Origin of the sequence: Neopoerus faecalis, assembly GCF_029218125.1 — a bacterium.
GTDB classification, from domain to species: Bacteria; Bacillota; Clostridia; order Oscillospirales; family Oscillospiraceae; genus Oscillibacter; species Oscillibacter faecalis_A.
Genome location: NZ_JARFXX010000009.1, coordinates 63,661 through 88,483, shown reverse-complemented (window position 1 = coordinate 88,483; position 24,823 = coordinate 63,661). Strand labels below are relative to the sequence as shown.

The following is a 24,823-nucleotide window of genomic DNA, read 5'->3' as shown; positions in this document are numbered from 1 at the left end:
GACCGAATTGACTACGGCCTATTCACCCACAACTTCGTCGCGAGCCTCGTGAAAAGCTCGCTCCGCTGGTGCTTTCTTTTCTCACGTTGTTTAATTTACAAGGTGCACGTCCCTCATGCGGAACAGTCGCTATTATATCAGGCTCAGTTCTGCTTGTCAAGAACTTTTTTCAGGCGTTTTCGCCCTCCATCTCTTGACCCGCTTCTCTTCATCGCCGCTAAACAGCTTATTAAGAATACCAAATCCGACGTAGAATGTCAAGAATTTTTTTCATTCCTGTAAAAATTTTTCTCCGTTATCGTGACCGCACTTTTTGCATAGTTTTTCGCACGATATTCGGTATTCTTCCGCCCGCTACACCACTATAATACAACACATATATAAATTGTATGTGAGGTGATACCTTTGTACTTCTGGAAAATGAATGGCACCGGGAACGATTTTCTGCTCATCAATAATATGGAGGAGCATCTATCCCCCGAGATCTTTCCTACGCTGGCCCGTACGCTTTGCCACCGGCAGTTCTCCATCGGCGCCGATGGTTTGATGATCGTTGACACGCCTGTTCAGGGCGGCGATTATCGGATGTGGTTTTACAATAATGATGGAAGCACCAGTGAAATGTGCGGCAACGGTGCCCGCTGTATCTGCCGCTACGGCTACGAAAACGGCCTCGCTGGCGAGGTCCAGCGGGTAGAGACCACCGCCGGTCTGGTCATCGGACAGCGAATCGACAAGCGCCTGTACCGAATCCGGCTCAATGATCCCGCCCATATCCGGCTGGACATCCCCATTGAGGCCAACGGCGTCTGCTATACCGGCTCCTACATGGAACTGGGAGACCCCGGTATCCCCCATGCCATTATTCCCTATCACGATCTGGCCCACGCCGATGAAAACGAGCTTCGGGAGTTAGGCCGCGCCATCCGCCACTGCAAGGATTTTCCCAAAGGGGCCAATGTCAACTTCTGCGAGCTGACCGGTGAGGACGAGATTTTCGAGCGCACCTTTGAGCGTGGTGTGGAGGACTTTACCTACGCCTGCGGTACCGGGACCGGCAGCGTAGCTGCCGCCCTGACGCTTCAGGGTAAGGTCAGCGGACATCAGGTCAAGGTGAATATGACCGGCGGACAGCTCATTGTGGATGTGGACCGTGTGGGCAGCACCATTCAAAATCTGTATCTCACCGGCCCCACCAATATCGTCTGCAAGGGCGAGGTCACGGATGAAGAACTAAAGCTGTGATGAGCAGGAGATACTTATGAACGAACAGGACTTTTTAAAGGAAGCGGCCTCAATTTTCCCCTATCTGCAGGAAATGCGGAGATGCTTCCACCACCACCCTGAGTTAGGGGACCACGAGAAATGGACCAGTGAACGAATCGCGCAGGAGCTGACCTCTATGGGTATCGAGGTTTCCCGGCCGGTGGGAACCGCAGTTGTCGGGCTTCTGCAGGGCGCGCTCCCAGGACGGGTGGCCGCACTTCGGGCGGATATGGACGCCCTGCCTATCACCGAGCACACCGGTCTCCCCTTTTCCTCGGAAATTTCCGGCGTCATGCACGCCTGCGGACATGATCTGCACATCACTGCTGCCCTTGGCGCCGCGAGACTGCTTGCCGCTCACCGGGACGCGCTGCCCGGCAGTGTGAAGCTGTTCTTCCAGCCCAACGAGGAGGGCACCGGCGGCGCGGAACGCATGATTCAAGCCGGGTGCATGGAGGATCCCCACGTTGACGTTGTATTCGGCGGCCACGTAAACCCGGAGCTGCCGGTGGGAACGGTCGGCATCCGCTACGGCAGCGCCTACGCCGCCTCCAATCCTTTTCATATCACGCTCACCGGCGCATCTACCCACGGCGCACAGCCGGATGCCGGGCATGACCCCATCGTCTGTGCGGCGCAGATCATCTCTGCCGCGCAAACGCTGGTCAGCCGCCGCACGGCCCCGACGGACGCCGCCGTGGTCACCTTCGGCAGCATTCACGCCGGAACTGCCGGAAATATTATTCCCGGTACCGCCACCCTTACCGGCATTATCCGTACACTGGGACCGGAGGCCCGCCGCCGCACAACAAAGGAATTTAAGACGCTGGTTTCCGGCATTGCCGCCGCTATGGGGATTTCCGCCGAGGTCACGGTGGAAACCAGCTATCCCGGTGTTGTCAACCGCGATGCCCCCACTGACCTGATTCGCGCCACTGCGGAGCGGATGCTGGGCGCGGACCATGTCCGCCTCATCGCCCAGCCCACTATGGGAACGGAGGATTTCGGCTATTTTGCAGATGCCGCCACCGGCAGCTTCATCCAAATCGGCGTTGCCGCAGGCGATACGCCTGCCGCGCCGCTCCACAGTGATCTCTTTACCCCGGATGAACAGGCGCTCCCCGTTGCCGCCGCACTGTACGCCTCCGCCATCTGGAATTTTCTGCATACGGGCCTTGCCTGAGCAGTCGATTCATACCCCCGAAACAAAAAGGAGAGAAAAACATGAGCAATACCCTGGGAACCCAAAAGAAAAAGTTCAGGATGATTCACGTCTATACCCTGCTGGTTTTGATGATCTGCATCGCCGGTATCATGACCTATATCGTCCCCGCCGGTGCCTTTGACCGCGTTGACATCAATGGCCGCAGCGGCGTTGTCCCCGGCACATTCCACTTCATCGAGCAGCAGCCCGTTGACATCTTCGGCTGGTTCACTGCCATTGGTCAGGGCTTTGTGGACTCCGCTGCCATCATCGCGGGCGTCTTCATCTTCGTGGCCGGTATCGGTGTCTATATGGAGACCGACATCTTCAACAAGGCCATCTTCAAGGCCATGAAGGTCCTTGGCGATAAGGGCGAAAAAGCGGTCATGATCGTTTTGATGATCTTCTTCGCCGTGCTGGGCGGCTTCACCGGCAACATCACGCCGGAGCTGGCCTTCGTCCCCATGACCATCGGCCTTGCCTCCGCGCTGGGCTATGACACCATGACCGGCGTTATTATGGTCCTGTTCCCCACGTTCACCGGCTTTGCCACCGGCCCGCTGAATCCGTACACCGTATATGTGGCGCAGTCCGTGGCGGAGCTGCCCTCCTTCTCCGGTATGCTGCCCCGCACCATCTGCTGGGTGGTGATGTGCGCTATCTCCATGGCCTTCGTGTTCATTTATGCCGCCAAAGTCAAGAAGGACCCCTCCTGCGCTCTGGGCGATTTCAACGCCGAGGCCGCCGGAAAGGATGAGCTCAGCGCCAAATACAACAGCGTCAAGCTCACCGGGCGGGACTGGATTTTGCTGCTGGGCTTCCTTGCCACAGTGGTCTGGCTGATTTTAGGCGCCGCTATTTACGATTATTCCTTCAACCAGTACACCGCCATTTTCATCATTTCCGGTATTTTCGCCGGTATCGCGGGTGGCTTTAATGAGACGGAGATCTGCCAGCTGTTCATCAAGTACGGCTCCGACCTCTACTTCGGCGCCATGTGCATTGCGCTGGCCCGGGCCATTTACGTTATCTTCACCGAGGGCGCTATCTGCGACACAGTGGTCTACGCCATGTCCCTGCCCCTGCAGCATCTGCCCCCCATGCTCTCCGCCATCGGAATGCTGATTTTCCAGACCGTTTTGAATTTCTTCGTCAACTCCGGCTCCGGTCAGGCCATGGTCTCCATGCCTATCATGGCCCCGCTGGCCGATGTGCTGGGCGTCACCCGGCAGACCGCCGTTTCCGCCTTCCAGTTCGGCGATGGCCTCTCCAACCTGATCTGGCCCACCTCCTCCACCGTGTTCGCCTATCTTGCCATGGCCAACCTGCGCTATGACAAGTACCTGAAAATCGCCGTGCCCCTGTTTGCCGTGCTGAGCATTCTGGCTGTTATCTTTGTGGCCGGCGCACAGTTGGTGGGCTTCGGTCCTTTCTGAGTCTGGCTCCGCCGAAGCCATGCGAAAAAAGCAATTCCCCATGTCCCTTTGCCGCCCCGTTGATTGTTAGGAGGACAATGTATGGATAAGAAATCTGTTTCAAAGAACTATCGCTTTCTGGCGATTTTGCTCTGCTGCATGATCGCCGGTGCACTGGTGGGCTGGTTCTGGCCTGATGCCGGGCACAAAATTGCTTTTTTAGGAAAGGTTTTCATCAACCTGATGTTCTGCATCGTGGTCCCGCTGGTGTTTTCCTCCATTGCCGGGTCCGTTGCCAATATGGACAGCCGCCAGCGGGCCGGAAAAATCATGGCCACTACCATCGGCACCTTCGTAGTTACCGGCGCTATTGCCGCCGTTATCATGTTCGTGCTGATGAAGCTGTTCCCGCCGGTGCTGGTGCCGTGGGCCGACCTTGCCGCCGAGGAGATCGGTGAACACGCTACCATGACAGAAATGATCGTCAATTTCTTCACGGCGGAGGACTTTGTGGGCCTTCTAAGCCGTCGGGCCATGCTGCCCCTTATCGTATTTTCCGTGCTGTTCGGCTTTTCCGTGCAGATGACCGGCGGTAAGGACTCCATTGTCGGCAAGTGGCTCTCCGGCCTTTCTGACGTGATGATGAAGTTCGTCCAGATCATCACCTATTACGCCCCTGTCGCCTTCTTCTCTATCTTCGCCGATTTGGTAGCGACCTATGGCTCCGAGGTGGTCAAGGGCTATGGCCGGGCACTGCTGGTGTACTATCCTCTGTGCTTTCTCTACATTTTTACCGCCTTCCCCCTGTTCGCGTGGTTCGGCGGCGGCAAGGGTGCCGTTGGCATCATGTTCCGCCACATCGCCCGTCCGGCCGTTGTGTCTCTCGGGACCTGCTCCTCTGTCGCCACAATTCCCACCAACTTAGAGGAGGCGGCGGAGACCGGCATTGACCGCGACATCGCCGGCATGGTCATGCCGCTGGGTGCCACCATGCACATGGACGGTTCGTGCTTTAGCTGCGTGCTGAAAATTGCGTTCGTGCTGGGCGTATTCGGCGAACAGCTTACATGGTCCCGTCTGCCGTTTATCGTACTGGTGGCCGTTTTGTCCTCTGTGGGTATGAGCGGCGTTCCCGGCGGCGGCTACATCGGCGAGTATATCATCTGCACCATTTTCTTCCCCACACAGATGGAGCTGGCCTTCCCCATTCTCGTGGCCATCGGCAATCTGGTGGACCCCCCGGCTACCATGATCAACTCCGCCGGAGATTATGTGGTCAGCTACATCGTCTCCCGGTTCGTTGAAGGTAAGGATTGGCTGCAGAAGCAGCTCAAAACTGATTAAGCTGATTAAATGAAAAAACAGCAAGGCCCCGGACAAAAGTCCGGGGCCTTGCTGTTTTTCTATTCTTTTATTGACCGCTGGCGCCGTAGTTGCTCAGCACCCGGGCGGAGGGATCGTTGACATCGCAGCCCTTCCAGCTCTTGTTGGGCATCCAGAAGTCCTTGACCATGGGGGCCTGACCGGGATAATATTTTTCAAAAATTTCACGGTACAGCAGGGATTCCTTGGTGAACGGCTGGGCGAAATCGTACTTCTTCCGCTTTTCCTCAAACTCGGCATCAGTGTACTTGGTTTCGGCGTACTCCTTTAAATCGTCCACCATGGAATGTCCCACGGCATCAGAGAAAGCCGCCTTCTGCCGCCAGAGAATATCGTCCGGCAGCAGGTGGTCCTTTTCAAAGGCATGGCGCAGAAGGTATTTTCCCATATCGTAGGTGTTGACCTTCATAGCCGGATCGATGCTCATGACGTACCTTACAAAATTCAAATCGCCGAAGGGCACCCGCGCCTCCAGAGAGTTTGCGGAGATGCAGCGGTCTGCCCGGAGTACATCGTACATATATAGTTCGTCCACCCGCTTTTTGGCCTCCTGCTGAAATGCTTCAGGAGAGGGGGCGAAGTCCGTGTACTTATAGCCAAACAGCTCATCGGAAATTTCACCGGTCATCAGCACCCGGATATCCGTTTTCTCATGAATGGCCTTGCAGCAAAGGTACATTCCCATGCTGGCCCGGATGGTGGTGATGTCATAGGTCCCCAAAAGGGAGATGACCTCCTCCAAGGTGTCCAGCACCTCCTGCCGGGTCATGAGCACCTCGGTATGCTCCGCGCCGATATAGTCGGCTACCTCCCGGGCATACTTTAAGTCAATGGCGTCCTTATCCATGCCGATGGCAAAGGTACGAATTTTCTTTCCCAGAACCAGCGCGCTGATGGCGCACACCAGCGAGGAATCCAGCCCGCCGGAGAGCAGGAAGCCCAGCGGGGCGTCGGCATCCAACCGCTTGTCCACACCAGCGATGAGCTTATTGCGAATCGTATGACAGACAGTCTCCAAATCGTCATGGCAGTATTCCGTTACTGTGGTGAGGTCGGCGTAGCGGACGAATTTCCCGTCGGCGTAGTAGTGGCCCGGCGGGAAGGGGCAGACCTCGCCGCAAAGCCCCACAAGGTTCTTGGCCTCGCTGGCAAACACGATGCTGCCATCATCCAGATAGCCGTAAAACAGGGGGCGGATACCAATGGGGTCCCGGGCGGCAATAAGGGAATCCCGCTTGTGGTCATAAATAATCATGGCAAACTCGGCGTCCAGCTTGGCGAACATATCGAGGCCGTACTCCCGGTACAGCGGCAGAATGATCTCGCAGTCGCTGCCGCTCTGGAATGTGTAGCCCTTTTCCGTCAGCTGCCGCTTCAGGGGGCGGAAGCCGTACAGCTCGCCGTTGCACACCACCATGTCGCCGTCCACCTCAAAGGGCTGCATACCAGCCTCGGTCAGGCCCATGATGGCCAGCCGGTGGAAGCACAGCCAGCCGGAGCCGGTGTCCATGATCCGGGACATATCAGGCCCCCGGGAGAGGGTCCGGTCGAAATACTCCCAAATCTCATGCTTGTCCAGTTTCTTCGTGGAAAACCCCATAATTGCGCACATAAAAAAGCACCTCCGGAAAAAATCAAAGCAGCGAACATCCTAAAAATTTTAGGACGAATCGCTGCTGCATCCGTGGTGCCACCTAATTTGCCGGATAAAACCGGCCCCTTTGCGGAGTTCTAACAAACCCCTGTGCTTTAACGCCGCACGCCGCGTCTTTCCTACTAAGCTCCCGCCGTTCAGATCGCTGCTCCCAAGTGTTATTCCCGCCGCCCCGTTGTACCGGGCTTCCACCCTTCCCGGCTCGCTGTGACCGTTTGACTGCGGTACTTGTCTCGATCTACGCATTTGCAATATGCCGAAGCGTTGGCCCGCTCCGAAATTGTTGGACTGATTATAGCGCTGCCGGGGCTTACCGTCAATGCCGTATTTGTCAAATATGCAGCTGCTGTTCAAATTTTATTTATTTATTTTGCCACATTTCCGCTGTCATAACATTGCTTGACAGCGGCAGCAAACTGTGCCATGCTAAGAGCAAACAACGAAACAGGAGGAATGTTCCATGCAGAAGATCGGTTGGATCGGCGTTGGTATCATGGGAAAGGCCATGGTCCGCAATCTGATGAAGGCCGGATATCAGCTCCATATTTATGCCCGCCACCCGGAAAAGGTCGCGGATGTGGTGTCCGAGGGCGCGGTGTTCCATGACAGCATCGCCGACTGCGTAAAGGCCAGTGATGTGGTCATCACCATGGTGGGCTTCCCCAAGGATGTGGAGGAGGTTTATTTCACTCCCGGCGCCATTTTGGACAACGCCGCCAAGGACACACTGCTCATTGATATGACCACCACCAGCCCCACACTGGCAAAGCGCATTGCCGAGGAGGGTGCCCAGCGCGGCCTGCGGGTGCTGGACGCGCCTGTTACCGGCGGCGATACCGGTGCCAAGGCGGGTACGCTGTCCATTCTGGTAGGCGGTCAAAGGGCGGATTTCGATACCGCTCTCCCCATTTTTCAGGCCATGGGCAAAACCATTACCTATTTCGGCCCCGCCGGCTGCGGCCAGCACGCCAAAATGGCCAACCAAATCATGATCGCCGGTGCGCTCTCCGGAGTCTGTGAGGCGTTGGCCTATGCCAAGGCCGAGGGGCTGGACCGCAGCACGCTGGTGAATGCGCTGTCCTCCGGCGCTGCGGGGAGCAAGCAATTAGATTTTCAGGGCCATAAAATTCTGGACGGTGACTTCGCCCCCGGCTTCTTCATGAAGCATTTCATCAAGGATATGCGGTTGGCCGAGGAGGAGGCTAACCACTCGGGACTGGACCTGAACGTGTTGCGTCAGACCCTGGAAAACTGCCGTGCACTGGAGCAGCAGGGCTGCGGCGATCTGGGTACGCAGGCCCTTATCAAATTCTACGAAAAATAAGCGTATCGCGCAAAGGGGCCGGGGATAAATATCCCCCGGCCCCTTTATTTTGATACTTATTGCTTTTCCTCCTGGATAAACATTGCGGTAAAGCTCACCGCCAGCAGCGCGCAGGAGACCCAGATAGCCTGTTCCGCCAGCAATCCTGTGAGAACACTGCCAAGTCCGGCCCCCACCGCGAACAGCAGAATCACGCCGAAATAGGTCAGCGCCTTTTTCAGCGCCTCCGGCTCCCGGTCATGGAAATAGGCGCACAGCGCCTCTGTTCCGCTTCGCATATTACCGATGCACATGGTACTGGCATAGGCGTGGCCCCGGACCTTGCGGAACGTCTGCACCTGCAGGGCGCACACAAAGGAAACCAGCGCGTTGGCCGCCGTATTGGCGCTTTGGGGCACAAAGCCCACCGCCGCCAGCAGCACGATCTCCGCCAGCAGAATCATCTGCCGCCAGTGGACGCGCTCCATCCGCCGGAACCGGCGGTGGACACATTCGGCGGCGAAAATGCCCGCCATAAACGCCAGCACCGGCACAAGATAACGCCCCGCCGCGGCCCATTCCCCATTGCAGAGGTAGGTACTCAGCAGAACGATATTGCCGGTCTGGGCGTTGGCATAGACCTTGCCCCGGCAGAGATAGGTATAGGCATCCTGAAGGCCGCCAGAGAGAATGATGAATGCGGCGGTCAGCATGGAATCCGACATCTGGCCCCGATGGGACCGTGAAAACACAGACATACGCAAGCAGGCTCCATTCTGTTTTTTACGGAGATTTGTCAACGGCCTACAATGTACCACCCTGCGCTCAAAATGTCAATGCCTCCCGTATGCGAATGGGGAATCGGCGCATACTATCGCTATCCGATTTTGGGAGGTATTGCCATGTTTTGTTTTCAGTGTCAGCAGACTGCCGGCGGAAAGGGCTGCGTGCAGGTGGGCGTCTGCGGCAAGCAGCCGGAAACGGCGGGTTTGCAGGATGACCTTGTGCGGGAGCTCATCGCGCTGGCCGAGGCGGCGGAGGACGCCGGGCAGCATCCCGCCGAGGCCACCCGGCTACTGGAGGACGGCCTGTTCACCACGCTCACCAACGTCAATTTCGATAACGCCGCCATCCAGTCCTTTACAGACCGGGTGGTGCAGACCCGCCGGGAACTAAGTCTAAAGGAATTCCCCGTCATTGCGCTCTGGAATGGGGAGACCGACACCGTTTCCCTCCGCTCCACACTGCTGTTTGGTCTCAAGGGCATGGCGGCCTACGCCCACCACGCCCGCAATCTATGCCATGAGGACGAAGCAGTCTCCGCGTGGTTCTATAAGGGCCTGTGCGCCGTGAACCAAGAGCACACCGTGGAGGAATGGCTGGCCCTTATCTTGGAGTTCGGTCAGGTGAATTTCCGCTGCATGGAGCTGCTGGACGCCGCCAACACCGGCGCCTTTGGCGACCCGACCCCCACCCGCGTCACAACGGACATCAAAAAGGGGCCGTTTATCGTAGTCTCCGGCCATGACCTTGAGGACTTGCACCAGCTTTTGGAGCAGACATCTGGCACCGGCGTCAACGTGTATACCCACAGCGAAATGCTCCCGGCCCACGGCTATCCCGGATTGAACAAATATCCGCAGCTTGCCGGAAATTTCGGTACGGCGTGGCAGAACCAGCAAAAGGAATTTGAAAACCTCCCCGCCCCGGTGCTGTTTACTACCAACTGCCTCATGCCGCCCCGGCCCAGCTACGCCGACCGCGTTTACACCACCTCTGTAGTTGGCTACGAGGGGATGATGCACATCACCGCCGATTCGCAGGGGCACAAGGATTTCTCACCCCTGATTCGCCAGGCGAAGGCGCTGGGCGGCTATGAGCATGACCACTCCATGTCCGGCATCAACGGCGGGCACATGCTCACCACCGGCTTTGCCCATGCCGCCGTGCTGGCCCATGCCCCTGCCCTCATTGACGCCATCAAGGCCAGAAAGGTACGGCATATTTTTCTCATCGGCGGCTGTGATGGGGCGCACCCCGGGCGGAACTACTACACGGAGCTTGCGAAAAAGGTCCCTATGGACAGCCTGATTCTCACGCTGGCCTGCGGCAAGTACCGCTTCAACGATCTGGACTTGGGGGAAATTGCCGGTCTGCCCCGAATCATGGACATGGGCCAGTGCAACGATGCCTACAGCGCTGTCAAGGTAGCGCTGGCACTGGCGGACGCCTTCGGCTGCTCCGTCAATGAGCTGCCGCTGACACTGGTACTCTCCTGGTACGAGCAGAAGGCCGTTTGCATTCTGTTGAGTCTGCTGGCCCTCGGCGTCAAGAACATCTACCTTGGCCCTACGCTGCCCGCCTTCCTCTCCGAAACGGTGGTCAAGGTCCTTGTGGACACCTACGGTCTCCAGCCCATCACTGCCCCGGAGCAGGATCTGGACGCCATTTTAGGCCGGGGATAGTGCTAACAGCAGCAGATAAAAAGAAGCACCCGGCACCGTAAACGGTGCCGGGTGCCAGCGTGTCGAAGAAGTCTTTTCTCCCCGCTGAACAAGTTTTCAGAACTTCATAAAAGTTCTGAAAACTAAGGATTTCAATGGCGCAGGACACCCTTCTTGGGTTTCCCGCGCACACCCTTCCTTACCGTTGCGGAGGATTTACCACTTTATCGACAGTCTCGCCCCCGGCACCGTAAACGGTGCCGGGGGCTTTGTATGGAGTTCTTAAATGATTCAGCCGCCGATCTCATCAAATACAGCGGTGATCTCCTTCTCCGGGGCCGGTGTTGCCAGAGACACGATCACCGTGACCAGACAGTTCACCGCGAAGGCGGGCAGCAGCTCATAAATATCCCAGATGCCGCCCATAGGCCGGACGCAGAACTTCCAGATGAAGATCATCAGTCCACCGGCCGCAAGACCGGCCAGCACACCCTGCCGGTTGCTGCGCTTCCAGAACAGTGCAAAAAGCATGGCGGGGCCGAAGGTTGCGCCGAAGCCCGCCCACGCAAAGGAGACGATCTTGAACACGTTACTGTTGGGGTCCGCCGCAAGGAAAATGGCGATAAACGCGATGACCACCACCGTCAGCCGTGCGGCCAGCATATTCTGCTTGGCAGTCAGCTTCACGCCGAACACATCCTGCAAAACATTTTCCGAAAACGCGGAGGCCGCCGCCAAAAGCTGAGAGTCCGCCGTGGACATGGTAGCCGCCAGAATACCCGCTAAAATGCAGCCGGCGACGATGGCGGGCAGCAAGCCGTAGGACGAGAGCAGGTCGGACAGTCGGACGATGACGGTCTCTGTGGCGCTGCCCTCCAGCAGCGGAATACGGCCCTCATTGGATACGGCATGGCCCACGATACCGATAAACACCGCAACGGCCATGGAAATGACCACCCAGATGGCCGCGATGCGGCGGGAGAGCTTCAGCTCATCCTCATGCCGGATCGCCATAAAGCGCACCAGAATGTGCGGCATTCCGAAATAGCCGAGGCCCCATGCCAGCATGGAGACAATACGGATGATACCGTAGGGCTCCGCCTGCCCGGAGGCGGCGTTGTACGTCTGGCTGAAGCTCAAAAAGCCGGGAAGACTCCGGGCATGGGCCAGCACGGCGTCCATGCCTCCGGCCTGTACTACGCCGAAGGTCACGATGATACACAGGGCAACGGTCATGATAATGGACTGAATGAGGTCCATGGTGGCAACGGCACTGAAGCCGCCCACAGAGGTATAGCTGATGATAACGATGGCGCCCACCACCACGGAGGCCATATAGCTCCAGCCGAACAGGCTGTTGAACAGCTTGCCGATGGCAGCAAGGCCGGAGGCCACATAGGGCACGAAAAACACCAGAATGATCAGTGCGGAAATCCCCATGATGACCGGCTTTTTCTCCCCATAGCGCTTGGAGATAAAGCTGGGGATGGTGATGGCGTCCAGCCGGACGCTGTAGCGCCGCAGGCGGCGGGCCACCAGCAGAAAGTTCAAATATGTACCGATGGCAAGGCCGATAGCGGTCCAGCTTGCGTCCGCCACGCCGCTGAGATAGGCGAGGCCGGGGATACCCATAAGCAGATAGCTGCTCATGTCACTGGCCTCGGCGCTCATGGCCGTGACCAGCGGGCCCATGCCACGGCCGCCGAGATAAAAGCCCTCGGCGCTCTTTTTGCTTCTTTTCCCGATCATAACGCCGGTAAAAATCACCAGACAGAGATACAGGATGATCGTTGCCATAATGGCGATCTGTGCGGATGTCATACAACTCTCTCCTTTATGCTTCAATGTCTGGTATCATATCATAACATAAACAAGAACGAAATACAGAACACAGTATAGAATTTATTCTATACTGTGTTCTGTATTTATCTAAATTATCGTTTTATTTTCAACGTTTCATTAATAGAATGAATTATGGAAAGCAAGTAAAACCAAAAAAATAAATTTTATTTAGGAGCGCGGAAGCTCTCCAAAAACAGCGGCGTCATTTTCTCCGCATAGCTCACCAGCGAGTAATCCCCGCCGCACAGGCACCAGTCATAAAGCTGTGCCCGCTCCCACATAGCAAAGGCCCGCACCAGCTCATCCACCGAAACCTCCCGGCGCAGCTCGCCCCGCTCCGCCCCCTGCCGGACAATGCGCCGCAGCAGGCGGAAATAGACCCGGCTCCGGTCCAGCAGATGCTTTTCGCCCCGGGCCAAAAGCTGTGTGGACAGCAGCCGGGTCAAAAGGTCAATGGACACACTGGCCTCGATCATCACATACAGCTCGTGGTTAATATAGGCCAGCGTTTCCAGCGCGCCCATGTTCGGGTCCAGCGCCGGAATCAACTCCTCATACTTCTCATCAAACACATAGGCCAGCGTTCCCATCAGGGCGTCCTTCCCGTCAAAATAGTGGTAGAACGAGCCCTTGGAGGTGCCGGATTCAAAAACGATGTCCTCAACGGTCGTCCCCTCATAGCCCTGCTCGTAAAAGAGCTTCCACGCAGCGGAGATGATACGCCCCTTGGTGTTGCGGCTGTTCTTCTTTGCCATGGCAGCCTCCCCCTTGTTTTTTGCTCATTTTAGCACAAGCCGCCGCCGCTGGCAAGTGCGCCCCTGCGCGCCAGCCGAAAGCGCTTTTGTAAAACACACCCCCGGAGTTGCCTCCGGGGGTGTGCTTTTAATCATATCGCAGCGCGTCGATGGGGTTCAGCTTGGCCGCCTTATTGGCAGGCAGATATCCAAACAGAATACCGATGAACACGCTGACGCCGAAGCTCACGGCAATGTCGGAAAGGGTCGGCACCGCGCTGAAGGTGACGCCGTTCATAGAACTGGACATAACGGCTCCCACCGCAATGGTGGCGGCTCTGGCCAGCAGCAGTCCGAAGCCGATTCCCAGCACACCGCCCACGGCGGAGGTGGTGCCCGCTTCAATGACGAATTGGCCCCGGATGTCCTTCTGCTTGGCACCCAGGGATTTTCGGATGCCGATCTCCCTTGTCCGTTCCGTGACGGACACCAGCATGATGTTCATAATGCCGATGCCGCCCACCACCAGAGAAATGGCGGCAATGGCCACCAGCACGATCATCATGGTATTCATCATGGTGTTCATGGCGTCCATCATCTCCGCAGAGGTCATGACCATGTAGTAGTCCGAGGACTGATAGGTTTTATACAGTCGCTTTTCCACAATGCCCTTGGCAGCGGACGCCGTATCCCGGCTGGTGGAGGTCAGCAGGAACATTTCGCCGGTGCCCATCATCATGGTGCCAGTGCCCATCCGCTGGGCGTTTTCATAGGGGATGTAGATCACATCGTCGGCGCTGCCCTCGCTGCTGTCGCCGCTTTTACTCAACACGCCGATGACGGTGTAAGGCACACCGCTCAGAGAGATGGTCTTACCCAGTGCGTCGCCCCGAAAGGCGGCCTGCGCCAGATAATCGCCGATGACGCAGACATTCTGATGCCGATCCACGTCGATGTAGCTGAGGAAGCGTCCCTCTGCCAGGGTTTCGCCCTGCATGGTACCCTTCGTGTCCTCCTTGAAAAATGCCTCGCTGACGCCGTAGACCGAGGTGCGGTCATAGTCATCCGTCTGGTAGCGCACCTTGGCAGAAGCGGAGACATAGGGGGTCACGCCGGTGAGGTACTGGGGGTACTTGTCCACCAGTTCATAGAGATCCTCCACATCCACGTCACGGGTGCCGCCGGTCCCCCGGCCATAGGTCATGACCTGAATCAAATTGGCACCCATTTTTTCAAATTCACTGTTCATCATATTGGTCATGCCGTTGCCGAGAGACAGGATCACGATCACAGCGCCGACGCCGATGATGATACCCAGCATGGTGAGGAATGCCCGCATTTTGCTGGTTTTCAGAGATTTCAGCGCCAGCTTGAAGGATTGGGTAAAGTTCATACGCCCACCTCCCCGTCCGCGCCGGTCTCCTCCGGCTGCACCACTGCGGCGGGATCGGAGGCGTCGCCGTCATAGATGATGCGGCCGTCCTGAAGGCGGACGATGCGCTTGGCTTTTACGGCGATGGAGTTATCGTGGGTGATGAGCACCACGGTATCCCCCTCCTGATTCAGCTTCTGGAGGAACCCCAGCACCTCCCGGCCCGTCCGGGAATCCAGCGCGCCAGTAGGCTCATCCGCCAAAATCACAGAAGGATTTCCCGCCAGTGCTCTCGCGATGGATACCCGCTGCTGCTGACCGCCGGAAAGCTGACTTGGCAGGTTCTTTTGCTTATCGGCAAGACCCACCCGGCCCAGTGCGGCCACAGCCCGCTCCTTCCGCTCCTCCGCGCCGACACCGGCGTACAGCAGCGGCAGCTCCACGTTTTCCAGCACCGTCAGCTTTGGAATCAGGTTATACTGCTGAAAAATAAACCCCAGCATTTTGTTCCGTATTTCCGCCTGCTGGTCATCATCCATGGTGGAAACATCCACACCGCCCAGATGATACGTCCCGCTGGTGGGAACGTCCAGACAGCCGATGATATTCATGGCGGTGGACTTGCCGGAACCGGACTGGCCCACAATAGCCACAAATTCGCCCTTGTCGATGGTAAGGGATACCCCATCCAACGCGTGAACGTCTTCATCGCCCATGTGGTAGATCTTATAGACGTTTTTTAATTCGATCAGATGCTCCATGGCTTACATCCCCATTACCATATTCATCATGCTGGAGCTCTGATTTGCAATCAGGACGGTATCGCCCTCCTCCAGACCGCCGGTGACCTCAATGTAGTCGCCGTCGCTCTTTCCCAGCGTGACCTCCTTCGTCTCCAGCTTGCTGATATCCACAACGGCGGTCCCATCGGCGTTCATGGCGCCGGGACCGGGCACCGTGACCGTGTTGCCCCGGTTCACAGCATCCACGGGGATACACAGCGCGTTGGGAATTTGATCGCCCTGAATAGTGGCGGAAACATTCATGCCGGGCTTCAGCTCACCGTAATTTTCAATGACGATGGTAACGGGATAGCTGGTAGCACCGCCGGAGGTAGTACCGTTGATGCTGACCTTATCCACAACGCCGGTGAAGGTCTGGCCCTCCAGCGCGTCGGCGGTGATGGAAACGCTCTGGCCCACAGCCACCTTGCCGATGTCCAGCTCATCCACAGCCAGCTCCAGCTTCAGGTAGCTCATGTCATAGATCACGGCCAAAGAGCCGGAGTTCATGCCCTCCACCTTATCGCCAGCCTTGAAATTCTTTTCAATGACCCGGCCGGTGATCTGAGAGGTGATGTTGTAGTCATCCAGACTGTCGGCAGCCATAGAGGCGGCCAGCTCCGCGTTCTGAAGGTTCAGCCGTGCGTTTTGCAGCTGGTCCCGGACAGTCTCGGAGGAGACTGTGCACAGCACCTCACCCTGCTTGACGGTGCTGCCCGCCAGCTTGCTCAGGTTTTGAATCGTACCGCTGCCGGAGGCATACACCGTGGTGGAGCCGCCCATGTTGATAGAGGTCTGGCCGTAGCTTGCGTAAGCGCCGATGCGGGCAGAGGCCGTATAGGCATCGGAAATGCCGCCGGGATTGGTGATCTTCACCCGGACACTGACGGAGTTCATGCCGTTGCTGGTCAGGGTGGTCTCGTTGGAAACAGACTCCACCGTACCATCCACCGGCGCGTCAAAATTCCCCACGTATACAGAGGCGGGCTGACCCACATAGAAATCCGTGGGCTTGGCGTAGGGGAACAGGAAATCCACCGTCAAATCGCGGCTGGAAATGAGCTTTGCAATGGGAGAGCCCATGCTCACGCTGTCGCCGTTATGGACATACAGCTCATTGATGGTGCCGCTGATGGTGGCGGTGGGATTGGCCGCCTCGGACGCCTGCTGATAGGCGATCTTTGCCTGTGACACGGAGATGGATGCCTGATCCACCCGGTTCTGAGCGTCGCTGCTGTCCATAGCAAACAGAAGGTCACCCTTTTCCACCTGATCGTCCTCCTCAAAGGGTGCGTCCTCAATGGTGCCGGAGAGCAGCGTGGTGACATTGTAGGAATCGGCAGGCTTCAGCGTTGCCGTGCCGGTCACGGACAGCACAAGGTCCTGCCGGACGGCCTGCGCCACCAGATAACCGCCTGCTATCTGGCTGTTGGCCTTTTTCGCGGCGTTTGCCACACAGCCCACGGCGATGGCCGCCACAACTGCCACGGCAATCAGTATCTTCAGCCATTTCTTGCCCTTTTTACTCTTCGGCAATGAAAAGCGCGGCTTTTTTTCCGCCTGTGCACCGGCAGTCGGCTGCGCGGCACTCTGCGCCGCCTGCGTGTCCTTCATCATTTCTTCCATACGTCTGCTCCTTATCTATGTCCGGCGGCGGGCTTCGCGCCCATGCCCCGCCTTAAAATTTCCAGTGTTTTTGAAAGCTCCTCCCGGCTCTCCGCCGTTTCGGTGTGAACTGCATCATATATGAGTGGGAGCGCCACGGTCAGCACTGTCCGCACAATGCGCTCTAAATCAGATGCCTCCCAAATATCCAGCAGGTCCGGGTTCACGGCGGCAGCAAGCTGCGCCAGCACCGCTTGGGTATCCAGAAAATCGATCAGGCAGCTTTTTTGCAGTTCGCCGTTCCGCTCCACGATTGCGGACAGCATTCCCATGCCGCCAAGCCCACGGTCCGCCTTATGGGATCGCAAATACTCGCACAGGCCCGGTATCGCGTCGAACAGATCGCCGCCACTGCGCGTCAGCAGCTCCCGAAATGCCAGCAGCAGCGGCTCCGTACTCTCCCGGACAAGGTATTGAAACAGCTCCTCCTTATCCCGGAAATACATATAAAAGCTGCCCCTTGGAATCCCCGCCGCCCGAATCATACTGTTGATGGACGCCTCGTGAAAGGGCTGGGCCGCAAACTCCCGTGCCGCCGCTGTCAGCAGCCGTTCCTGCTTTTCCGGCCGCAGATTGAAAAATGTACTGGTAGGCAAATCACCGCTCCCTCTCAGTGCCGGACGCATCCCACACCGGCGCCCGGTACTGTTCTATGTTATTCATACAGTTAAGGCTGCTTAATATGACAACCTGACGCCTATCATAAACGTCAGGTTGTCATATTTCAAGATATTTTCAGGATTGTTCACAGAATCTTCACATTGTATGAGCCAGCTCATACAATGGCACCCGCCGGTCATATGGCTGGGGACAGTAGGTCACGGAGGCAATCTTCCGCCCGCTGACACCGTATTTCGGGTGTACGCCGAACAGGTCTATGTACTGTGTCAGGTCATCTCGCTCCGCCGCCATGGCCTCCAGTAGCAGCACGGTAGCCCGGGCGTCATCCACAGCGCGGTGGCTGTTTTCCGCCTCCGTCAGCCCGTAGGCCTCAATGGCGTTGCACAGCTTATGGGGATAGTCCCGCCGGTCGCGATACACCGTCAGGGCATCTAAAAACCGCGGCTTTTTCAGCACGGAGACCAAATTCAGCGGGCGTAACAGATGATAGAGAAAATTCAAATCGAACTGCTCGTTATACGCCACCAGCAGCGGCCGCTCCGCCCCTTCCAGCAGTTGGCAGAAGCCCTCCGCCGCCGTGCGGTCATCCACGCCCTCCCGCGCAAGCTGTTCATCGGTAATGCCGGTGAGCTGCGTAATGAACGGCGGCAGGGTCCGCCCCTCCGGCAGACGAATCAGCGCGTTGAAATCACCGCTCTCCCCCTGCTCCTTCAGGGCCACAGCGCCGATCTCAATAATGCGGTCACGGTCAAATTCAATGCCCGTGGTCTCCGTGTCAAAGACCACCATGCGGTCAAACTCGTTCCACAGCTTCATCATGCCGCCCAGTTCTCCCCTGTTGCGTAATCGATCTCCACGCCGGGCTGCACATTGTAGCAATACACATGGAAGCACACGCCGCGGCCCTCGTCCTCTACGGAGTACGCCTCCATCTCCACACCCCGGGCCACCAGCTCGGAGCCAACAAAAGCCGGCGTCACCCGGTAGAGCACATGGTTGCCGGTGGAGGCCACATAATCCGCCACCTCGTTTTCAAAGGGCAGCATCCCCTCCACATTCATGTACCGCGTACCTGTGATGAGGTTTTTCTCGTTAGCGTTCTCGCCGGTGAGCTGGAAGCCGATAAGGTGGCAGCGGTTATAAAGGCTCTTTCCGTCTACAAAGTCATACTGGTTCTGCACCCAGCCGGTGGGCTTGACCTTGCTGATGCTCTCCCGCTCCTCTGTCGGCATGAGGTCTACGCCGATGCAGGCCTCTGTCACGCCGCATCGGCCAAGGCTGTCCAAATCGCTGTAATATTCATAGGAATCAGTGGTGTATTCGTCCTCGGTGAAGGAGGGCTGGTTCCGGTCGATCACGGTGTAGGCGCTGGTCCCGTCATAGTCCGGGATGCTGCTCATGTCATAGCTGGGGGTCGACATCTGCCGCACCAGGCTCAGCAGAACTGCCAGCGCGATGACCACCAGCGCCTCCTTCCAACCGGGCTTCCGGGATGCGCGTTGCTTTTTTGCCATGGTTTTTCTCCTTTGGAAAATTTTTCGCTTTTCATCATACCAGCTTTCACCGCGCTTCGCAACCGCGCATAAAATTTTCCCCCGCCGCACAGACTACTCATGACTTCTATGCAAACGGAGGGGCATTTATGCGTAAGCGCCTACAGATCTTTTTTCTGCTTTTGCTGCCGTGTCTGGCTTTGGCCGGGGTTCTTGGCCGCGGCTCGCCCCCTGCCCTGACCGCCGCCTCGGACGCCGCCATCCCCGTCTCCGCCGATAACTGGGGCCTGTCCTTCCCGGAGGAGGGGCAAACGCCTGTCGGCAATGCCACGGCGGAATTTCTGTCGCAGTACGATGCGTGGTACGTGGGGGACACCAGCCGGAAAGTCATTTACCTCACGTTTGACTGCGGCTATGAAAACGGCAATACCGAAGCGATTTTGGACGCGCTGAAAAAGCACAATGCCCCGGCGGCCTTCTTTGTGGTGGGGCACATGGTCGAATCCGCGCCGGACATCGTCCGCCGCATGGCGGCAGAGGGGCACATCGTAGGCAACCACACCTACCACCACCCGGATATGTCCGCCATTGCCGATGAGGCCGCCTTCCAGAAGGAGTTGGACAGCCTTGCCGCGCTGTACCGGGACACCACCGGGCAGGAGCTGTCCCGGTTCTATCGCCCGCCGCAGGGCAAATACAGCAAGGAAAACCTGAAAATGGCACACAATCTTGGCTACACCACCGTATTCTGGAGCCTTGCCTATGTGGACTGGTACGCGGACAAGCAGCCCACGGCGGAGCAGGCCTACGCCAAGCTGCTGCCCCGCATCCATAACGGCGCCATTGTGCTGCTGCACTCCACCTCCTCCACCAACGCCGCTATTTTGGACGAGTTGCTGACGCGCTGGGAGGACATGGGCTACACCTTCGCGTCGCTGACGGAGCTGCAGCCTGCAAATGGAAAAATTTAAGCGCATAGACCGCCGCTTTCCGGTCACACTAAGGAGCGGCGCAAGCCAAAATCAATCTTGACCGGAGGAATCGAATTATGAAGGACTGCACCAACAACGGCTGCCAGTGCACACCTAACCAGAGTATCAACTGCACCGTCAACAACTGCGCGCACCATTGCCAGGACTCCAACTACTGCGGCCTGACCTCCATCCGCGTCGGCACCCACGAGACCAATCCAACCGAGATCAAGTGCACCGACTGCCAGAGCTTCGAGCTGAAGTAAGCGGCACGGGAGGGGCGCGAGCGCACCCCTCCCAAAGCATACGTCTTTATGTACATCTATCTGCTTTCAGGGGGTAGCTTCTATGGCGTCAAATTGGCCCGCCCGCATCGCCGGCGGCGCCGCCGGACTTGCCAACGGCCTGTTCGGCGGGGGCGGCGGCATGGTGTTTCTCCCCATTCTCTCCCGGTTTGGGACGCTGGAACAGCGCCGCCTGTATGCCACCTGTGTCGGCGTCATTTTCCCGGTGTGCGCCGTGTCCGCTGCCGTTTACCTCTGGCGGGGTGAAATCGAGCTTATGACAGCGCTGCCGTATCTGATCGGCGGGCCCATCGGCGGCTGGCTGGGCGGAAAGCTCTACGGAAAAGTCTCCGTGAAGCTCCTGAAATGGATGTTTGCCGCCTTTTTGTTCTATGCGGGGGTGAGGTATCTGCTGTGAGCGCCTTTGTTCTTCCCTTTCTCTGCGGACTGGGCGCCGCCGTTATCTCCGCATGGGGCGTTGGCGGCGGGACGCTGCTTTTGCTGGTGATGACGCTGTTCCTCGGCGTTGACCAGCGGACAGCGCAGGGCATCAATCTGCTGTTCTTTCTCCCCACAGCTCTTTCAGCCCTGCTCTGCCACCGAAAAAACGGCTGTCTGGACACGCCCACGCTGCGTGCCGCCGTTCCTATCGCGGTCCCGGCAGCTCTGCTGGGAGCGTGGATCGCCACGGCGGTAGATGTGGAAATTTTGCAGCGACCCTTCGGGATCTATCTGCTGCTCTCCGGCATTTCCCTGCTTCTGCCGCAAAAAAGTGCAAAAAAGTCCGGCGGTTGATGAACTCAGCCGCCGGTTTTTTTCTGTATCGGGTCTGTTTGCCGCTGCGGGGCAGTTTAGTTCTGCACCGCCTGCTTCAGCTCCAGCGTCACGGTGAAAATCTCACCGTCCCGCCAGATCGTCATGGTCATGGTGTCCCCTACGTGGTGCTGCCAGCGGGCCTTGAGCACATCGCTGCTGCTGAGGGTCTCCCGGTCATCTGCCGCCAGCACATAGTCGCCCTCCTGGATTCCGGCCCGCTCCGCCGCGCCGCCGGGGGTCACGGACTCCACCCGGATGCCCCAGAGCTTATCCGCCAGTTGATCCGGGAGCTGCCGGACCATCAGGCCCAGAACCGGCTCCGGCTGCACCGCGCCGTAGGTCAGCAGATCGTTGACCACCCGCTCCACCTGTACGGAGGGGATGGCGAAGCCCAGTCCCTCCACCGTGGATGCGCGGGCATACATTTTCATAAAGTTGATGCCTACCACCTGACCGCAGGAATTGATGAGCGGTCCGCCGGAATTGCCGTTATTCAGGGCAGCGTTCGTTTGAATCAGCGGCATGGAGGTCCCCGCTGTCTGCTGCATTTCCCGGTTGACGGAGGACACAATACCGTCGGTAAACGTGCCGCCCATTTCCAGGTTCAGCGGCGTGCCGATAGCATACACGGTCTCACCCACCTCCAGTGTATCCGAATTGCCGAAATCCGCCGTAGGAAAGCCTGTCCCATCAATTTTCAGCACTGCCACATCATAGTCCGCGTCACTGGCAATGTAATTTGCTTCATAGGGCGTCCCGTCCGCCAGCAGCACCGTGCAGGCGCTACCGCCTGCCACTACGTGCCGATTGGTGACAAAGTACCCGTCCTCCCGGAACAATATGCCCGTTCCCACGGACATTTTTCCGCCGCCAAGGTCTACCGCCACTGTCACAACGGCATCCTTCACAGTCTGATAGACCTCCTGCGCGGTCAGCGTCCTGGTCCGGCCCGCTGTCAGCGTCAGCTCCGCGTCCGCAGCCGCCTCCACGGTGGGAATCGTGATGGGGCTGTCCGTTGTGTCCTCCTGCCAGTCTCGGTCATAGTAATCATACTCCCCGGTATACGCACCCCGGAGCATCCCCAGTACCCATTGACCGCCGCCGATGACCGCCGTAATGCCTGCCGCGATCACCAGCAGAAGCAGAAAGCCCCGCCAGCGGCGCCGCTTCGGTTTTTTTGCCGCCTGCGGCTTTGCGGGCGCCATGGACACCGGCAGAGGGCGGGTATAGGTCTCCACAACCTCGCCCGGAAAGGGCCGGCTGTATTCCTCAATGACTTCGTCCTGCATCCGCAGGGTCCTGCGCTTATCCATCATACCTCTTTTTCTGCGTTACTCCACCCGCAGAGAGAACGTAAATGTTGTCACGCCGTTCTCGCTGGTCACGCTGATGTCCTCCTTGTGCTGCTGCAAAATGGTCTTGACGATATAAAGGCCAAGCCCATAGCCGTCCTTGTCCTCGCTGCGGGACTTGTCGCTCTTATGGAACCGTTCAAACAGCAACGGCAGCTCCTCGGCGGGAATGGTATCGCCCACGTTCCGCACCGTGACCCGGGCCTTTCCGTCCATCATGGCCACGCCCAAATACAGCGTGGAGCCCTCCCGGGCGAACTTGGCGGCATTTTCCAGCAGATTGTAGAGCACCTGCGTGATCATGTCATTATCGCCCAGCACCAAAATCGGCTCATCAGGAATATCGGCCTCTACGTCCAGATGCCGGTCATTGATCTTCTTTTCCATGGAGATCAGCACCCGGCGCATGGATTCGCAGATGTCAAAGTGGTTGCCGTTCCGCAGAGGGTCCATGGCCTGAAGCTGGCTGACATCCAGCATCCGCCGCACCAGCCGGCTCAGTCGGCGGCTCTCATTTGCGATGATCTGTAAATACTGCTTTTCATTTTCCGGTGGAATCGTTCCGTCCAGAATACCGTCCGTATAACCAGCAATAGTGGTCATGGGCGTTTTCAGCTCATGGGAAATATTGGCAATGAACTCCCGACGCTGTCGCTCCGTCTGCTGCAGGCGCTCCGCCATGTTGTTGAAGGAGGCCGCCAGCTCGCCGATCTCATCGTCCCGGCCATAATCGTTCATGCGGATGTCAAAATCTCCCTCCGCATAGCAGCGGGTGGCCTGTGCCATTTCCCGGATAGGCTTGATCTGCCGCATGGTGGTCACGGAGGTGGCCACAAAGGAGATCATCAGCACCACCAGCGCGGTCATCACCAGCAGCCCCGCAAACGTCCGCCACAGGGCGTCCACCGTATCGCCGGAGGACACGGTGAATACCGATCCCAGCACCTTTCCCGTGGTGGGGCTGACAACGGATACGCCGCCTACGAACCGCTTGCTCTCATAGAGCTGGTCCAGGCGGCTGCGGCCCGCCCATGTTCCCTGCTCCAGTACGGCGGACATCACGCCCTCAGGTATGGTGATAGACTGGCCCTCCATGGTCTCGTCCGTAGAAAGGAGCACATGGCCCTCCTCGTCGCACACCAGAATATCCATATCGGAGATCATGGCCGCCGTGGCGGCAAGCTGCTGGAAAACCTGATCCTGCCGCAGCTCCTCCATGGTGAGGTAGCGGCCGCTTTCCAGATATCGCACGGACAGGCGGCTCACCACCTGCGCCCGCTCCAGCAGCTCATCGGTCTTTTGCCCCCGGGCATAGTTATAGCTTAGAGAGAAGAATACCGTTCCCAGCAGCACCAGCGTCAGCAGCACCATACCCACCGTAATGGACATCTGCCGCCAGTAAAGCCCCCGGAACTGTTCCCGCAGACGCTTCATGCCTTTTTCTCCGCGCTCTGGCCCGCTGCGGTCTCGAACTTGTAGCCCACGCCCCAGACGGTTTTCAGCGCCCACTGGTCACTGACGCCCTCCACCTTTTCCCGCAGACGCTTGATATGTACGTCCACGGTGCGGCTGTCGCCAAAGTAGTCAAAGCCCCACACCTCGTCCAAAAGCTGATTGCGGGTATAGACCCGGTTGGGGGTGGAGGCCAGGTGGTAAAGGAGTTCCAGCTCCTTGGGCGGTGTGTCGATCTTCTTTCCGTCCACGATGAGCTCATAGGAATCAAGGTCGATGGTCAGCTTGTCAAAATGCAGCTTTTTGCTGGTGTCATTGGGAATCTCCATCCGCCGCAGAACAGCGTTGATGCGGGCGATCAGCTCCTTCATCTCAAAGGGCTTGACGATGTAATCGTCCGCGCCCATCTCAAGGCCCTGAATACGGTCAAAGACCTCGCTTTTGGCAGTCAGCATGATGATGGGGACCTTGCTGGTCTCCCGGATTTTGGCGCAGACAGCCCAGCCGTCCATCACCGGCAGCATGATGTCCAGCAATATCAGGTCCGGCTCCTTTTTCCGAAATTCCTCCAGCGCCTTGCCTCCGTCTCCGGCGATGCGGACGTCAAAGCCCTCCTTCACCAGATACATATAGATGAGATCGGAAATGTTCTTGTCATCCTCTACTACCAGAATATTGCGTCCCATACGCTCTCCTCCAGTTTTGCGGGCCACCGGCCTGTTTTTTCTTTATGATACCCGAATTTTTCTTCGGTTGGTTGAACGATTTGT

Annotated in this window: 22 protein-coding genes, 1 pseudogene and 1 other annotated feature; of the genes and pseudogenes, 10 read left to right on the top strand and 13 right to left on the bottom strand. The window is 57.8% G+C overall.

All coding sequences use genetic code 11. The features are described 5' to 3' along the window. Nucleotides 1–405 precede the first annotated feature (405 nt). The 4 genes from dapF (at nt 406) to PY311_RS10575 (ending at nt 5,229) form a co-directional block, all read left to right on the top strand. Nucleotides 406–1,245, top strand: a complete 840-nt coding sequence (dapF, locus tag PY311_RS10590; protein ID WP_286148655.1) for a diaminopimelate epimerase — start codon at nt 406–408, stop codon at nt 1,243–1,245. A 16-nt stretch (nt 1,246–1,261) separates the two neighbouring features. Further along, nucleotides 1,262–2,449 carry a M20 metallopeptidase family protein gene (locus PY311_RS10585; RefSeq protein WP_286148654.1) on the top strand — a complete coding sequence of 396 codons (1,188 nt, stop codon included), beginning with the start codon at nt 1,262–1,264 and terminating at the stop codon, nt 2,447–2,449. Nucleotides 2,450–2,490: 41 nt separating this feature from the next. Then, nucleotides 2,491–3,906 carry a YfcC family protein gene (locus tag PY311_RS10580; protein ID WP_286148653.1) on the top strand — a complete coding sequence of 472 codons (1,416 nt, stop codon included), beginning with the start codon at nt 2,491–2,493 and terminating at the stop codon, nt 3,904–3,906. A gap of 81 nt (nt 3,907–3,987) precedes the next feature. Further along, the gene (locus tag PY311_RS10575; protein WP_286148651.1) at nt 3,988–5,229 is read left to right on the top strand and encodes a dicarboxylate/amino acid:cation symporter; all 1,242 of its coding nucleotides are present in this window, start codon (nt 3,988–3,990) and stop codon (nt 5,227–5,229) included. A 67-nt stretch (nt 5,230–5,296) separates the two neighbouring features. Here the strand turns inward: PY311_RS10575 and asnB are convergent, their stop codons facing one another. Further along, nucleotides 5,297–6,880: an asparagine synthase B gene (gene asnB, locus PY311_RS10570; RefSeq protein WP_286148650.1), complete on the bottom strand. Its 1,584-nt coding sequence runs from the start codon at nt 6,878–6,880 to the stop codon at nt 5,297–5,299. Nucleotides 6,881–6,926: 46 nt separating this feature from the next. Beyond that, nucleotides 6,927–7,172 (bottom strand) — a binding site (T-box leader). 204 nt (nt 7,173–7,376) lie between these two features. Between asnB and PY311_RS10565 the strand changes: the two are divergent. Continuing rightward, nucleotides 7,377–8,246 (top strand): annotated as a pseudogene (locus tag PY311_RS10565) (NAD(P)-dependent oxidoreductase); the annotation flags it as partial. Nucleotides 8,247–8,302: 56 nt separating this feature from the next. Here the strand turns inward: PY311_RS10565 and PY311_RS10560 are convergent. After that, nucleotides 8,303–8,983 (bottom strand): YoaK family protein, encoded by a 681-nt coding sequence (locus PY311_RS10560; protein WP_286148649.1) that lies wholly within the window; start codon nt 8,981–8,983, stop codon nt 8,303–8,305. A 144-nt stretch (nt 8,984–9,127) separates the two neighbouring features. Between PY311_RS10560 and hcp the strand changes: the two genes are divergently transcribed. Next, entirely contained in the window at nt 9,128–10,690 is a 1,563-nt protein-coding gene (gene hcp / locus PY311_RS10555; protein ID WP_286148648.1) for a hydroxylamine reductase, read from the top strand. A gap of 270 nt (nt 10,691–10,960) precedes the next feature. On the opposite strand, the gene PY311_RS10550 is transcribed toward hcp, so the two are convergent. From PY311_RS10550 to PY311_RS10515, 8 genes are all read right to left on the bottom strand, one after another. Then, nucleotides 10,961–12,490 carry a sodium/proline symporter gene (locus PY311_RS10550; RefSeq protein WP_286148647.1) on the bottom strand — a complete coding sequence of 510 codons (1,530 nt, stop codon included), beginning with the start codon at nt 12,488–12,490 and terminating at the stop codon, nt 10,961–10,963. A gap of 185 nt (nt 12,491–12,675) precedes the next feature. Further along, nucleotides 12,676–13,266, bottom strand: a complete 591-nt coding sequence (locus PY311_RS10545) for a TetR/AcrR family transcriptional regulator (RefSeq protein WP_286148646.1) — start codon at nt 13,264–13,266, stop codon at nt 12,676–12,678. A 127-nt stretch (nt 13,267–13,393) separates the two neighbouring features. Further along, nucleotides 13,394–14,638 carry an ABC transporter permease gene (locus tag PY311_RS10540; RefSeq protein ID WP_286148645.1) on the bottom strand — a complete coding sequence of 415 codons (1,245 nt, stop codon included), beginning with the start codon at nt 14,636–14,638 and terminating at the stop codon, nt 13,394–13,396. Then, complete coding sequence (locus PY311_RS10535) at nt 14,635–15,378, bottom strand: ABC transporter ATP-binding protein (protein WP_286148644.1); 744 nt, start codon at nt 15,376–15,378, stop codon at nt 14,635–14,637. Before PY311_RS10535 ends, PY311_RS10540 begins: the two co-directional genes overlap by 4 nt. A gap of 3 nt (nt 15,379–15,381) precedes the next feature. Then, complete coding sequence (locus PY311_RS10530; RefSeq protein WP_286148643.1) at nt 15,382–17,025, bottom strand: RND family efflux transporter; 1,644 nt, start codon at nt 17,023–17,025, stop codon at nt 15,382–15,384. An 11-nt stretch (nt 17,026–17,036) separates the two neighbouring features. After that, the gene (locus PY311_RS10525; protein ID WP_286148642.1) at nt 17,037–17,660 is read right to left on the bottom strand and encodes a TetR/AcrR family transcriptional regulator; all 624 of its coding nucleotides are present in this window, start codon (nt 17,658–17,660) and stop codon (nt 17,037–17,039) included. 160 nt (nt 17,661–17,820) lie between these two features. Then, nucleotides 17,821–18,504: a 3'-5' exonuclease gene (locus PY311_RS10520; protein ID WP_286148641.1), complete on the bottom strand. Its 684-nt coding sequence runs from the start codon at nt 18,502–18,504 to the stop codon at nt 17,821–17,823. Further along, complete coding sequence (locus PY311_RS10515) at nt 18,501–19,199, bottom strand: DNA/RNA non-specific endonuclease (protein WP_350309732.1); 699 nt, start codon at nt 19,197–19,199, stop codon at nt 18,501–18,503. Before PY311_RS10515 ends, PY311_RS10520 begins: the two co-directional genes overlap by 4 nt. A gap of 128 nt (nt 19,200–19,327) precedes the next feature. On the opposite strand from PY311_RS10515, the gene PY311_RS10510 reads away from it, so the two are divergent. The 4 genes from PY311_RS10510 (at nt 19,328) to PY311_RS10495 (ending at nt 21,228) form a co-directional block, all read left to right on the top strand. Beyond that, nucleotides 19,328–20,149, top strand: coding sequence for a polysaccharide deacetylase family protein (locus PY311_RS10510; protein WP_286148640.1), 822 nt, complete (start codon nt 19,328–19,330; stop codon nt 20,147–20,149). A gap of 77 nt (nt 20,150–20,226) precedes the next feature. After that, nucleotides 20,227–20,415 carry a DUF1540 domain-containing protein gene (locus tag PY311_RS10505; RefSeq protein WP_286148639.1) on the top strand — a complete coding sequence of 63 codons (189 nt, stop codon included), beginning with the start codon at nt 20,227–20,229 and terminating at the stop codon, nt 20,413–20,415. An 82-nt stretch (nt 20,416–20,497) separates the two neighbouring features. After that, on the top strand, nt 20,498–20,851 hold the full coding sequence (locus PY311_RS10500) for a TSUP family transporter (protein ID WP_286148638.1): 354 nt from the start codon (nt 20,498–20,500) through the stop codon (nt 20,849–20,851). After that, a complete protein-coding gene (locus PY311_RS10495) occupies nt 20,848–21,228 on the top strand; it encodes a TSUP family transporter (RefSeq protein ID WP_286148637.1) in 381 nt (126 codons plus the stop codon). Before PY311_RS10500 ends, PY311_RS10495 begins: the two co-directional genes overlap by 4 nt. Nucleotides 21,229–21,284: 56 nt before the next feature. On the opposite strand, the gene PY311_RS10490 is transcribed toward PY311_RS10495, so the two are convergent. The 3 genes from PY311_RS10490 to PY311_RS10480 are packed head-to-tail and all read right to left on the bottom strand — an operon-like array spanning nt 21,285 to nt 24,739. Continuing rightward, nucleotides 21,285–22,565 carry a S1C family serine protease gene (locus PY311_RS10490; protein WP_286148636.1) on the bottom strand — a complete coding sequence of 427 codons (1,281 nt, stop codon included), beginning with the start codon at nt 22,563–22,565 and terminating at the stop codon, nt 21,285–21,287. 15 nt (nt 22,566–22,580) lie between these two features. Continuing rightward, nucleotides 22,581–24,035: a sensor histidine kinase gene (locus PY311_RS10485; protein ID WP_286148635.1), complete on the bottom strand. Its 1,455-nt coding sequence runs from the start codon at nt 24,033–24,035 to the stop codon at nt 22,581–22,583. Continuing rightward, nucleotides 24,032–24,739 (bottom strand): response regulator transcription factor, encoded by a 708-nt coding sequence (locus PY311_RS10480; RefSeq protein WP_286148634.1) that lies wholly within the window; start codon nt 24,737–24,739, stop codon nt 24,032–24,034. The genes PY311_RS10485 and PY311_RS10480 overlap by 4 nt, the downstream gene beginning before the upstream one ends. Between the last annotated feature and the right edge of the window lie 84 nt (nt 24,740–24,823).